This window comes from Streptomyces aidingensis (genome assembly GCF_900112355.1).
In the GTDB taxonomy this organism is placed as follows: Bacteria; Actinomycetota; Actinomycetes; order Streptomycetales; family Streptomycetaceae; genus Streptomyces; species Streptomyces aidingensis.
This window is the reverse complement of sequence record NZ_FOLM01000005.1, coordinates 81,313-94,049: the sequence shown is the minus strand read 5'-3', so window position 1 is coordinate 94,049 and position 12,737 is coordinate 81,313. Positions and strand designations below refer to the sequence as shown.

The window sequence follows — 12,737 nt, the reverse complement described above, 5'->3', positions numbered from 1 at the left end:
GGAGGAATGCGGGCGAGGAGCGGGGGCGGGCAACGGCGGCCCGGGACGGGAGGGATGGGCTCCTCCCGTCCCGGTGCGCCGGTCTACAGTTCGGGGTCGCCGACGAGCTGGTTCATCCGGGCGATGCCGGTGGCGTCGACGGCCCCGGCGTAGACCCGGACCTCGTCGAGCACACCGGCGAGGTACTCGCCGCCGCCGCCCTGTGCGGAGCGGCCGACCTGAAGGCCGCCGACGGACGGCCAGGTGGCGTAGTCGTAGCCGTCGGCGCTGAGGGAGAGCTGTCCGTCGATGTAGAGCCGCACCTGCTGGGTGAGGGCGTCGAAGACCACGGCGAGATGCTGGCCGGAGCCGTCGTTGCTGGGCAGGGCCTGGTCGTCGGTGAGGGTACGGACGGTCGCCGAGGCGCTGTCGGAGTCGGCGACCGCCATCTCCCACTGGCCGGTGGCGGCCTGGTACCGCACCACCAGCCGGTCGGCATGCGCTCCGGGCAGGGAGAGCACCGTCTGGGACTCCGGGGAGTCCAGGGTGGCGAGCTGCACCCGCGCGGCGACGGTGTAGCTGCCGGCGCCGGTGACCACCGGGCTCGCGGTGTCCGCCCACGCGGCGGTGCCGTCCAGCACCAGATGGCCGTCGCCGACCAGCGCGGACTCGTCGAACAGCGGGTCGGCGGGCCGGTAGATGCCGGCCGCCCCGTGCAGGGTGAGCGGCTGGCCGCCGGAGTGGACGTTGGCCGCCTGGCCGTCCGGCGCCTCGTCCAGCGGCCAGTAGGCCAGGCGCTGCGGCACGTTGTCCTCGATCTCGCCGATCCGGGCGGCCGGCAGCGCCCGGTCGAACACCCGCACATCGGCGAGGTCACCGGCGAAGTGGTCGCGGTAGCCGGACTTGGCCAGGGTGCGGCCGAGCTGGAAGCCCTGCCGGGACGGAAAGGCGGTGGGCCGGTCGGCGGTGGCGGCCAGGGTGCCGTCGACATAGAGGCGCAGTTCGGGGCCGCCCGGTGCGTCGGGGTCGTAGACGGCGGTGAGCAGCGCCCAGGTGCCGGCGGTGACGGGCACGCCGTCGGCGGTGGCGGTCCAGTCGGTCATGGCCTGGACGTCCTGGTCCGGGGTGGACAGGAACCATGCCTGGGCGCCGGCGTCGAAGCCGAGGACCAGCCCGGGCTCGCCGGTGCTGTCCTGGCTGAGCACGGTCATGTCGCGGTCCAGGGTGCCCGGCCTGGCCCAGGCGCTGACGGTGAAACCGGCGTCGGTGTTGATGACGGTGTCGCCCGCGTCCAGATAGGCGGCGTCGGTGCCGTCCAGCCGGACCGCGCTGTCCGCGTCGCCCGGGCCCGGCACGCCGAAGACGGCGCCGGGGCCGGGGGTCAGCGGGTAGCGGCCGGTGGTGTCGTGGGCGGCCTCGGCGCCGGCCGGGTCGGCCAGGTGCCACTGGGCGATGGGCTCGACGCCGTTGGTGACCAGGAACTCGTACTGGGCGGGCACGCTGGCGTGACCGGCGGCGTCGTAGGCGACGACGGTGACCCAGTGGCGTCCGGGCTCCTGCGGGGTCCAGGTGCGGGTTGCCGGGCCGCCGCCCGCTCCGGCCGGGATCCTGGTGAGGGGCGCACCGTCGAAGCCGTAGCCGTACTCGGTCACGTCGGAGTCGGCGGCCTGGAAGGTGAAGGTGCCCTGGATGCCGACTCCGGCCCGCCAGTTGTCGTCCGCCGGGTACTCGTCGGATCTGACCTCGGGGGCCTGCGGCCGGGTGCTGTCCCAGATGAACTGGCACCCCGCCGGCTGGCCTTCATAGCTCCAGGGGCCCCAGCTGTCCCCGTCGTAGGCGCGGGCGGCCCAGCGGATCACGGTGTTCTCGGGGACGACGGAGCGCACGGTGTGGGTGAAGACGGTGCCCTTGTTGGGCGACTTGTAGCCGGTGTCGTAGTTGTAGCTGCCCTCGGTGCCGTCGGCCTTGGTCCAGGCGACCCGGAAGCGCATCTTCACCTGGTCGGTGCCGGAGGAGTTGTGGTCCGGGTCGCGGGCCTCGGCACGCAGCTGCGGCAGCCGGTCGGTGTAGGGCCGGTCGGTGCCCCAGGTGCAGCGGCCGCCGGGGTTGGTGGACATCAGCCGGTAGTCGACCTGGGCGGGCGGAGTGTTGTAGGTGATCTTGAGGTAGGTGTTGCCGCAGACCCGCTTCCAGCCGGGGTAGGTGCTCTCGTCCTTGGCCTTCAGCCCGAGGGAGAGATAGCTCCAGCCGCCGGAGGCCACGGTCTTGACCTCGGTGAGCAGTTCGCCGTCGGTGAAGTGCAGGTTGGCGCTGCTGGAGCAGGAGGTCGGGGAGATGTTCCGGTCCACCGTGGCCAGATAGTCGTCCCAGTCGTCGCTGGTGTTGCCCCAGTTGCTGCCGGATGTCACCCGGTAGTTCTGGCCGCCGATCCGGTAGAGGTCGATCGGCTCGGCGGAGGCGTCGGCCCAGTAGACGTGGGCGACGCGGGCGGAGAACTGGGCGCTGAGGATCTGCTTGCCCTGGTAGAAGGACATCGGGAAGGTGTAGAGCAGGCGCCGCACGCCCACGTTGGCGCAGGAGGTCGGGTTGTAGTTCGACGGGCACTTGCCGACGCCCGCGCTGCCGGAGTACTTCCACTCGGCGTAGGAGGGCCGGCCGGACAGCACCGAGGTCCAGGCGTTGCGGGAGGTGGTGCGGGGCGAGGGGTCGATGACGACCGGATAGACGGTGTCCGCGCCGCGCAGCAGGGCGCGGTCGGGTGCGACGGTGAGGGTGGTGTCGCCGGCCGTCAGCGCGACGGGGGCGCCGGCCCCGGCGTCGGCGAGGTCCAGCGCGGGGCCGGAGGCGGCGCCGGGCGCCGCGGCCAGGTCCCGGGCGGCCGTCCCGGCCGTCCCGGGCCCGGCGGCGGGGGCGGGGCCGCCGGAGGAGTCCCACATCATCGCGGGGGCGGACTCGAACACCGTGCCGCCGGTCTCGGCGTCGGTCCCGCGCAGGCCGCCGCCGTCGGTGACCGCGACCTCGATGCCGGTGGTGGCCACCTCCACGGTGAGGCCGTCCAGGGCGGGGTTCTGTGCGGCTTCGGCCGTCTTGACGACGAAGAAGTAACTGAACCCCTCGGTCTCGGCGCGGACCACGAGGTCGACGCCGTCGAGGACGTCCGGATAGGTGGCGGTGTCGCCGTCCACCTGCGGGGCGGGCAGCGGCTCGGGCCAGCTCAGCGCGTACTCCCGGCCGGCGGTGCGCAGGGTGGCGAAGGGGCCGTCGCCGCCGGCGGAGAACGCCAGCCCCACGGTGGTGGCGCGGGGGGCGAGGGTGCCGTCGGCGGCGTCGGTGAGGGAGGTGTCGATGCCGGCCCAGGCTCCGTCCTTCCAGGCCCGCACCGGCTGGGTGTATTCGTGCGCGGTGAACGAGCCGTCGGGATTGGCGAAGACATCACGCCGTTCCTGGCGCAGCCCGGTCACTTCCACGGGCTCGCCGCCGGTCTCGGCGGCGGCCCGCGCCACCGCCTCGGTGGCCGCGGTGCCGGACGCGATGGCCCGGGTCACGGCGGACGCGGTCGGCGCGGCGGGCGCGGCGGGCGCGGCCTTCGGGGAGGCGGCTGCGGCATCCTCGGTGAGGCCCAGGCCGGCCGGCCCGGTGAGTGCGGTGGCGAGCAGCATGGTGAGGGCGCCCAGCAGCGCTGCGCCGCGGTGTCCCCGGCCGGAACGGCCCTGGCGTCCACTCGTCATGCCCTGCCCCCGCTGGTGGTCGGTCCGGTTCTCCGGTGTGTGTTCCTGCCGCGCGCTCACCGGACCGCGCTCCCGAAGGCCGTGCCGCCGGCCGGGATGCCGCCCTCACCGGGCGCGAACCGGGCGCTGGGGGCACCGCCGTCGGGTGCGTCCCAGGGGATCGTGTAGACGGCACCGGGTGCGGTGCCGGGCGACTCGTACGCGGCGCCGACCAGGAAGTGGCCGGGAGCGGCGGCGACGGCGGTACCGGTGTACATGCGGTCCCCGGCGGTGCTCGGCAGGCCGTGTCCGGGCGCGAACCAGCGGGTGCCGGAGACGCCGGTGCCGGTCACCGTGGCCAGCAGCACACCGCCGTGGTCGGTGGTGTCCTCCACGGCCTCCTCGCCGGGCACGCCGATCGCCAGATGCAGGACGCCGTTGTGCACGGTGGCGGCGACGGTCTGGCCGAGGAAGTCGCCGGCGTCGGAGCGGTCCGGACCGGGGCTGCGCTCCTGGAGGACGGCCGGCCCCATCGGCACCGCCGTGCCGTCGGCGGCCACGTCGAACACGGCGACGCTGCCGCCGTCGGAGATGTAGTTCTCGTCCCCGACGCTGCCCACGTCCTCGCCGGGGGCGCCGACCGCCAGATACGAGGCACCAGCCCCGTCCGGGTGCGGGACCAGGGCGACAGCGGTACCGAATCGGTCCCCGGCCTCGGCGGCGGCGGGCCCGGCGGACTGATTGAGGAAGCCGAGCGGTGTCGGCGCCCCGGACGTCGGCGCATGGTCGAAGATCTGCACACCGCCGGCGAACTCCTTGTCGCCGATGGCCTCGCCGGGGGAGCCCACGGCGAGGCGCTCCGCGGTGGCGGAAAGCGAGGCGCCCAGCCGGTCGTGCGGTTCGGCCACGCCCGGCACTCCCGCTGAGTCCTGGTGGACGTTCGCATTGATACCGGAACCCTCATAGTGGATGAGACCGGCGTCGGTGACCGAGCCGATGTCCTCGCCGGGGACGCCGACGACCAGGAACGGGTCATGGGACGCGGTCTCTCCGGCGGCCAGCGCATAGCCGTACAGGTCGCCCGGCTCGGCTGCGCCGGGCACGTCGGCGTTGGACTGGTTCTGGCTCTCCGCACCCGTGTCGGGCCCGATGCCCTCGTGGGAACCGAAGACGGTCCACACCGACCCCGCCTCGTCGGCGTCGGCGATGCCTTCAAAGGGGGCGCCGATCACCAGATCGGCACAGCCGTCCTGGTTGCGGTCGTAGGAGGCGAGGGAGAAGCCGAAGGCGTCGCCCGCTTCCGCCATGCCGGGGACCCAGGTCAGATCCTGATGGAGCTGCACCACGCCCTGTCCGTCACCGTAGACGACGGTGACCTGGCCGGCGCCGGGCTGTCCGTTGACCGTGGCCTCCGGGTCGGCGATCACGGTGTCCCGTACGCCGTCGCCGTTGAAGTCGTAGTCACCACCCGCGCAGGGGCCGGCACTTGCGGGTTCACCGGTGGCCGATCCGGCCAGCAGTGCCGATCCCGTCGCGACAACGGCCAGTGCCACAGCCGGAGTCAGCCAGATGGGGACTCTAAATCGTCTTGTCGATATGGCGATTGATTCCCGGTCACCAGTCACGGGCCACCACCCTAGGTGGCACGAGCAAGTAAATTAAGAGCGCAACCTATAACCGGAAGTCACAGAATGATCACGCACGATACACAAACTGTCACACGTTGAGGCGAAACGGTCAGTTTCCCTTCGTACTCGGGGAGTGAGAGACGGCATCCGCGCCGTCAGAGGTCGGTGAGGCGGAGGCCGGCGTGCGCCTTGTAGCGGCGGTTGACGCTGATCAGATTGGCGACCAGGGCCTCGACCTGGTGGGCGGTGCGGAGCCGCCCGGCGAAGATGCCGCGCATCCCCGGGATCCGGCCCGCCAGGGCCTGCACGGTCTCGCAGTCGGCGCGTGAGTCGCCGAGGACCAGCACGTCGGTGTCGATCCGGTCGACGGCGGGGTCCTGGAGGAGGACGGCGGAGAGGTGGTTGAAGGCGCAGGTGACGCGGGAGTCCGGGAGCAGGGCGGCGGCCTGCTCGGCGGCGCTGCCCTCCGGCGGGCGCACCGCGAAGGCGCCGCGCTTGTCGAAGGCGAGCGGATTGACGCAGTCGACGACCAGCTTGCCGGCCAGTTCGGCGCGGAGCGCGGAGAGCGTGGCGGCGTGGCCCTCCCAGGGGACGGCGACGATCACGACATCGCTGCGGCGGGCGCACGCGGCGTTGTCCGCCCCCTCGACCCCGGCCGGGCCGAGCAGTCCGTCGGCGGCGATGGCCCGGGCGCGCTCCGCGCGGCGGGAGCCGATGATCACCTTCTGCCCGGCCCGGGCCAGCCGGTAGGCCAGGCCTCGCCCCTGGTCACCGGTGCCGCCGAGCACCCCGACGACCAGGCCGGAGACGTCCGGCAGCTCCCAGGGGTCCTTGCGCGCGGAACGCGTCGGCTGCTGCCCTTGCTGCTGTCCCTCAGTGGCGTCGCTCATGGCGGGATCGTACCGACGGGGGTTACTCGGCGGTACTGCCGGTGTCGGGGTCGGCGTCGGGGTCGGCGTCGGGGTCGTTCCAGCGGGGGTCTTGCTGCCAGGACTTGTTGCGCTTGTCGGCGAGTTCGAGGGCGTGCCGGGCCTCGGTGCGGCTGGGGTACGGGCCCAGGCGGTCCTTGGCCGGGCACTCCGGCCCCTCCTCGACCTTGTGGTGCTTGAGGCAGTAGTACCACTCGCCCGGCTTGCCGTAGGCGGGCCTGCGTCTGAAGAGTGCCATGCAGCCATCCTGCCCGCCGCGGCCCGGGCCGACCACCGGCGGGCTGGCCGGGCCGGTTCTGGCCTGCGCCGACTACACTCAGGCGCATGTCTGGCCAGTCAGTGCTTGTACCCGGAAGGCTTTCACCGCGCCGTGCGGTGCCGCCGTCGATCGCCCGCCCCGAGTATGTCGGGAAGAAGGGGCCGTCCCCCTACCAGGGGCCGGAGACGCAGAGCGCGGAGACCATCGAGCGGATGCGGGTGGCGGGGCGGATCGCCGCGCGGGCGATCGTGGAGACCGCCGGGCACATCGCGCCGGGGGTGACCACCGACCGGCTGGACGAGATCGCGCACGAGTTCCTGATCGCGCACGGGGCGTATCCGTCCACCCTGGGCTACCGGGGTTTCCCCAAGTCGCTGTGCACCTCGGTGAACGAGGTGATCTGCCACGGCATCCCGGACTCGACCGTGCTGAACGCCGGGGACATCGTCAATCTCGACATCACGGCCTATGTGGACGGGGTGCACGGGGACACCAACGCCACCTTCCTGGTCGGCGGCGAGGAGGCGGTGGACGAGGAGTCGCGGCTGCTGGTGGAGCGCACCCGGGAGGCGCTGAACCGGGCGATCAAGGCGGTGCGGCCGGGCCGGCGGCTCAATGTCATCGGCCGGGTGATCGAGGCCTACGCCCGGCGCTTCGGATACGGGGTGGTGCGCGATTTCACCGGGCACGGGATCAGCACCTCGTTCCACTCGGGTCTGATCGTGCCGCACTACGACGACCCGAACGCCACCACGGTCATCAAGCCGGGCATGACCTTCACCATCGAGCCGATGCTCACCCTGGGTACCCATGAGTGGGAGATGTGGGACGACAACTGGACGGTGGTGACCAGGGACCGCAGCCGTTCGGCGCAGTTCGAGCACACGCTGGTGGTCACGGAGACGGGTGCCGAGATACTCACCCTGCCCTGAGCCGCCGCGCCCGGGCGGCCGGACGGTCATGAGGGACCGCGGGAAGGACTACGGAGCGCGAACTTAGGCATACCTAATCGAACGCTTGACTTAGGTAAGCCTAACTGGCAAGGATGGCACGGGTGTGACATTCGGCCACACCCTGCCGCACCGGTCACGGGAGGCCCGCTTTGTCCGCATTCGATACACCCCCGCTCGACAGCACGCCGTTCTCCACACTGATCCGCGAAGCCTCGCACGAGCAGCACACCGAGGCCGAGAACTCCGTGTTCATGAGCGACCTGCTGGGCGGACGGCTGGGGCGGGAGGGCTTCCGGCGGTACACCGAGCAGCTCTGGTTCGTCTACCGGGCGCTGGAGGCACCGACCTCCCTGCTGGCCGGCGACCCGGTGGCCGGTCCGTTCATCCGTCCGGAGCTGGCCCGCACCGCCGCACTGGAGCGGGATCTGGACCATCTGCACGACGGCGGCGACTGGCGGGCCGCGCTGCGCCCGCTGCCGGCGACCGAGAGCTACGCGGCGCGCATCCTTGAGGTCGCCCGCTCCTGGCCGGGCGGCTATGTGGCCCACCACTACACCCGCTATCTGGGCGATCTCTCGGGCGGCCAGGTGATCCGCGGCACGGCCGAGAAGACCTGGGGCTTCGCCCGCAAGGGCGACGGGGTCCGGTTCTATGTCTTCGAGGACATCACCAATCCGGCGGCCTACAAGCGCGAGTACCGCGCCCGGCTGGATGCCGTGCCGGCCGACGAGCCGGAGAAGCTCCGCATCGTGGACGAGTGCCGGCGGGCGTTCTCGCTGAACACGGCGATGTTCCGGGATCTTGGCGCGGCCATGGCCGTCTGAGACCGCGGCGGCGCCATGTGCTCTCCCGTTCCGGCGGGCGCACCGAGGTGGTGACGCTGATTCTCACCGGGGTGGCGGTCAACGCCTTCGCCGGGGCGCTGATCGGCCCGGCGGACACCTGGAGCGCCCGGGAGCTCGCCCGGCGCCGCGCGGTGCCGCGGACCGGGCCGCGGTGCTCGCCGGGGGGCGGGTGCTGGCGGACGGCCCGGTGGAGACGGTCCTCACCGCCGAGCTGCTGACCGCCGTCTACCGGCATCCGGTGGAGGTTCTCGGCCACCCGGAGCACGGGGGTGCGCTCATACTGCCCGTACGCGGGCCACGCCGGGCGGTCTGAAAACGCACACAGAATCCGGACACCCGAGCAAAGTTTCAACAAACCTCAGACAAACGACAGTTAGATACCCTACGCTGCTGCGGTGCTCGCGCCGCCGTGGGGAGAGGCGGACGGGCCACCCTCACCGTCACCTTGTAGGGGGGTTCATGCGATTTTCGGGCACTGCAAGCCCAGAAACCGTGCATCGTGATACGCCCGTACGCCACCAGGTCCGCACCGCCGACAAGGCCGGCTGGTACCTCACGGTCACGCTGGTCACCGACGCCTGTGGGGTACTTCTTCCGTTTCTGACCGTCTATTCGCTGCACCGCCAGCCGCACCCCGTGTTCGCCGCGTTCCTCGCCACGGCCACCTGGCTCAGCATAAGAACCGGTAACCTGCGCTACACCCGCGGGATGCTGGCGGAGTCCAGGGGCCTGCTGGCGTCGCTGCACGACTGGTGTCTGCTGCTCGGCGCGCTCGCCGTGCTGCGGGTGCTCTCCGGCGAGGCGGCCCCGGTCGTCACCGCACTGTCCGCGCTGCTGCCCGCGGTGTTCATCACCTCGGTCACCGGCGCTTTTCTGCATCTCCATCTCACCGCCGCCCGGCATCAGGCGCAGGCCGTGCAGCGGGTGCTGATCGTCGGTGAGCCCGGTCCCGCCGACGCCGTCGCCGCCCAGCTCGCGGCCCGCACCGATCACCCCTATGTGGTGGTCGGCGCGGTCCCGGTCGGCAGTGAGCCGTTGACCGGCGGCGTTCCCGAGGCCGGGCGGCTCGCCGGACGGACCGCGGGACGGACTGCCGAACCGGCCGCGGCCGGTTCGGCCGAGGACGGCGAGGCGGTGCTCCGGGCCGCCCGCCGCACCGAGGCCGACCAGGTGCTGATCATTCCCGGCGCGGCCGTGACCGGGGACCGGCTGCGCCGGCTCACCTGGGCGCTGCACGACGCGGGCATGCCGCTGGCGGTCACCTCCGGCCTGGCCGAGACGGCGCTGCGCCGGGTGCGGGTCTCCAGCGCGGCCGGGCTGGCCCTGCTGCATGTGGCACCGCCCACCCGCCGCGGGCCGCAGGTGGTGCTCAAGGAGATCATGGACCGCTCCGGGGCGGCCCTCGGCCTGCTGCTGCTGGCTCCGCTGTTCGCCGTGGTGGCGCTGGCGGTGAAGCTGGACTCCAGGGGTCCGGCCTTCTACCGGCAGACCCGGATCGGCCACCGGGGTGTTCCGTTCACCATGTGGAAGTTCCGCACCATGATCCTGGAGGCGGAGCAGCTGCGGGCGACTCTGGAGCCGGCCAACGAGCAGAGCGGCGGCCCGCTGTTCAAGCTGCGCAACGATCCGCGGATCACCCGCGTGGGCAGGCTGCTGCGGCGCAGTTCGCTGGACGAGCTGCCGCAGTTGCTCAATGTCCTGCTGGGGCAGATGTCGCTGGTGGGTCCGCGTCCGGCGCTGCCGGACGAGGTGGCCCGGTATTCCCCGGCGGAGCGCCGCAGGCTCCAGGTCAAGCCCGGTCTGACCGGGCCCTGGCAGGTCGGCGGACGCTCGGATCTGTCCTGGGACGAGGGCGTGGCGCTCGATGTGTCCTACGCGGACAACTGGTCGGTCACCGAGGATCTCGACGTGCTCACCCGCACCTTCCGGGCCGTGGTGGAGGCGCGGGGAGCGTACTGAAGTCCGGCGCACCCCGGCCGGCAGGGAGCGAAGGGGAACCGCTCGCGCCCTGCCGGCCCTCTTCACCATCACACCGCGACGGCGCCCCGGCCGTTGCCCTTCCGTTGTCCGCTCGTTCCGTTTTCCGTCCCCTTGCCGTTCCGATTCCTCGCCGGCCGCCCCGCCGGGCCCGGCGAGCGGCTAGGAGCCCGAGTGCAGCCACCACCGATAGGTCTCCCGGATGCCCGTCTCCAGCGGCATCCGGGGGGCGAAGCCCAGCTTTTCCAGCCGGGACACATCCAGCAGCTTCCGCGGGGTGCCGTCCGGCTTGCCGGTGTCCCAGCCGATGCGCCCCCGGTAGCCGACCGCGTCGGCGACCAGCGCGGCCAGTTCGGCGATGGCGAGGTCCTGCCCGCAGCCGACGTTGACGGGGGTCTCGTCGTCGTAGGCGCGCAGCAGCAGCAGGCAGGCGCGGGCCAGGTCGTCGCTGTGCAGGAACTCCCGGCGCGGGGTGCCGCTGCCCCACAGCACCACCTCCTCGCGGCCGGCCTCCTTGGCCTCGTGGAAGCGGCGGATCAGGGCGGGCAGCACATGGGAGGTCTCGGGGTCGAAGTTGTCCCCGGGACCGTAGAGGTTGGTCGGCATGGCGGATATGTAGCGGCGGCCGAACTGGCGCCGGTAGGACTGCACCTGGCAGATGCCGGCGATCTTGGCCAGCGCATAGGGCTCGTTGGTGGGCTCCAGCGGTCCGGTCAGCAGCGACTCCTCGCGGATCGGCTGCGGCGCGTGCTTGGGATAGATGCAGGAGGAGCCCAGGAACAGCAGCCGGTCGACGTCCGCGGCGTGCGCCCCGGCGATCACGCTGAGCTGGATGCGCAGATTGTCCTCCAGGAACGGCACCGGGTAGGTGCTGTTGGCCATGATCCCGCCGACCCTGGCGGCGGCCAGCACCACCGCGTCGGGGCGCTCGGCGCGCAGAAAGCGGGCGGTGCGTTCGGCGTCGCGCAGATCGAGCTCGTCGCGGGTGCGGGTGAGGACCTGGCAGCCCTCGGCCGCGAGCCGGCGGGCGACGGCGGATCCGACCAGGCCCCGGTGTCCGGCGACGAACACCCGGGCGGCGGGCGGGAGCAGAGGCGGGGACGATGCGGCGTCAGACGTCATGGTGCGGATTGTGCCAGCCGGGACCGCGGGCCGTGAGGAATTCTCCGGGTTCTCCCTGATTGTCATGGCTTGTTACGGAGGTGCGGAGCCCGCTCCGCCCATATACGTGCACAACACACTGTATTGGCCAATGTGTCACCTTCTTCACCGTTCGTTCCTTCAGTCCGCTTCCGTCGTGATGACGCCCGCCCAGGGAGTGATGCCCCGATGAGCAAGACCGCACTGATCTCCGGAGTCACCGGGCAGGACGGCTCGTACCTCGCCGAACTGCTGCTGTCCAAGGGCTACACGGTGCACGGCCTGCTGCGCCGCTCCTCGTCGTTCAACACCGAGCGCATCGACCACATCTACCAGGAGCCGCAGGACTTCGGCCGTGCCCTGGAACTGCACTACGCGGACCTGTCCGACGGTGTCGCACTGGTGAACCTGCTGCGCGACATCCAGCCGGACGAGGTGTACAACCTGGGCGCCCAGTCCCATGTCCGGGTCTCCTTCGACGTCCCGCTGTACACCGGCGACGTGACCGGCCTCGGCGCCATGCGGCTGCTGGAGGCGGTGCGCGCCAGCGGCATCGACACCCGGGTCTACCAGGCGTCCTCCTCCGAGATGTTCGGCTCGGCACCACCACCGCAGAACGAGCTGACGCCTTTCCATCCACGCAGCCCGTACGGCTGCGCCAAGGTGTTCGCCTACTGGACCACGGTCAACTACCGCGAGGCGTACGGCCTGCACGCCACCAACGGCATCCTGTTCAACCACGAGTCGCCGCGCCGCGGAGAGACCTTTGTGACCCGCAAGATCACCCGCGCGGTGGCCCGCATCCACGCCGGCCTCCAGAAGAAGCTCTATCTGGGCAATCTGGACGCGGTGCGGGACTGGGGCTATGCCCCGGAGTATGTGGAGGCGATGTGGCTGATGCTCCAGCAGGACGAGCCGGACGACTATGTGGTGGCCACCGGCCAGTCCGCCACCGTGCGGCAGTTCCTTGCGGCGGCCTTTGCCGCCGCCGGTCTGGAGTGGACCGACTACGTCCGCTACGACCCCAAGTACGAGCGCCCCAGCGAGGTCGATGCCCTCATCGGGGACGCCGGCAAGGCCCGGGAGAAACTCGGCTGGCAGCCCGTCACCGGATGGCGGGAACTGGCGGAGCTGATGGTCCGGGCGGACATCGAGACCCTGGAGGCAGAACTCTCCGGCGCCCGCGTGCGCGTGGACCGCTAGCCGGAACCGGCGCCGGAACACCGTGACACACCAGCGATTTCACCCGTTCCACACCAATTCTTCAACAAGTGATTGACGGTTTGTTCAAGTGCCGGACGTCACCGCCCCCGGAGCCCT

The 12,737-nt window shown here is 71.7% G+C and carries 10 protein-coding genes; 5 read left to right on the top strand and 5 right to left on the bottom strand.

The window, feature by feature from the left end:
* Nucleotides 1-83: 83 nt before the first annotated feature.
* From BM242_RS11525 to BM242_RS11510, 4 genes are all read right to left on the bottom strand, one after another.
* The gene (locus BM242_RS11525) at nt 84-3,707 is read right to left on the bottom strand and encodes a LamG domain-containing protein (protein ID WP_175541378.1); all 3,624 of its coding nucleotides are present in this window, start codon (nt 3,705-3,707) and stop codon (nt 84-86) included.
* A 56-nt stretch (nt 3,708-3,763) separates the two neighbouring features.
* The gene (locus BM242_RS11520; RefSeq protein WP_093838670.1) at nt 3,764-5,239 is read right to left on the bottom strand and encodes an integrin alpha; all 1,476 of its coding nucleotides are present in this window, start codon (nt 5,237-5,239) and stop codon (nt 3,764-3,766) included.
* 230 nt (nt 5,240-5,469) lie between these two features.
* Nucleotides 5,470-6,204: an NADPH-dependent F420 reductase gene (gene npdG, locus BM242_RS11515; RefSeq protein WP_093838669.1), complete on the bottom strand. Its 735-nt coding sequence runs from the start codon at nt 6,202-6,204 to the stop codon at nt 5,470-5,472.
* A 22-nt stretch (nt 6,205-6,226) separates the two neighbouring features.
* Entirely contained in the window at nt 6,227-6,481 is a 255-nt protein-coding gene (locus BM242_RS11510) for a hypothetical protein (RefSeq protein WP_093838668.1), read from the bottom strand.
* Between the two features lie 86 nt (nt 6,482-6,567).
* Here BM242_RS11510 and map point away from each other — a divergent pair, with 86 nt between their 5' ends.
* The 4 genes from map (at nt 6,568) to BM242_RS11490 (ending at nt 10,259) form a co-directional block, all read left to right on the top strand.
* Entirely contained in the window at nt 6,568-7,434 is an 867-nt protein-coding gene (map, locus tag BM242_RS11505) for a type I methionyl aminopeptidase (RefSeq protein WP_093838667.1), read from the top strand.
* Between the two features lie 170 nt (nt 7,435-7,604).
* A complete protein-coding gene (locus tag BM242_RS11500; RefSeq protein ID WP_093838666.1) occupies nt 7,605-8,279 on the top strand; it encodes a biliverdin-producing heme oxygenase in 675 nt (224 codons plus the stop codon).
* Nucleotides 8,280-8,451: 172 nt separating this feature from the next.
* A complete protein-coding gene (locus tag BM242_RS29345; RefSeq protein ID WP_175541367.1) occupies nt 8,452-8,613 on the top strand; it encodes a hypothetical protein in 162 nt (53 codons plus the stop codon).
* Nucleotides 8,614-8,759: 146 nt separating this feature from the next.
* Entirely contained in the window at nt 8,760-10,259 is a 1,500-nt protein-coding gene (locus BM242_RS11490) for an exopolysaccharide biosynthesis polyprenyl glycosylphosphotransferase (RefSeq protein WP_093838664.1), read from the top strand.
* 180 nt (nt 10,260-10,439) lie between these two features.
* Here the strand turns inward: BM242_RS11490 and BM242_RS11485 are convergent, their stop codons facing one another.
* Nucleotides 10,440-11,399 carry a GDP-L-fucose synthase family protein gene (locus BM242_RS11485; protein ID WP_093838663.1) on the bottom strand — a complete coding sequence of 320 codons (960 nt, stop codon included), beginning with the start codon at nt 11,397-11,399 and terminating at the stop codon, nt 10,440-10,442.
* Nucleotides 11,400-11,606: 207 nt separating this feature from the next.
* On the opposite strand from BM242_RS11485, the gene gmd reads away from it, so the two are divergent.
* Nucleotides 11,607-12,620 (top strand): GDP-mannose 4,6-dehydratase, encoded by a 1,014-nt coding sequence (gmd, locus tag BM242_RS11480; RefSeq protein ID WP_093838662.1) that lies wholly within the window; start codon nt 11,607-11,609, stop codon nt 12,618-12,620.
* The last annotated feature ends 117 nt before the right edge of the window (nt 12,621-12,737 follow it).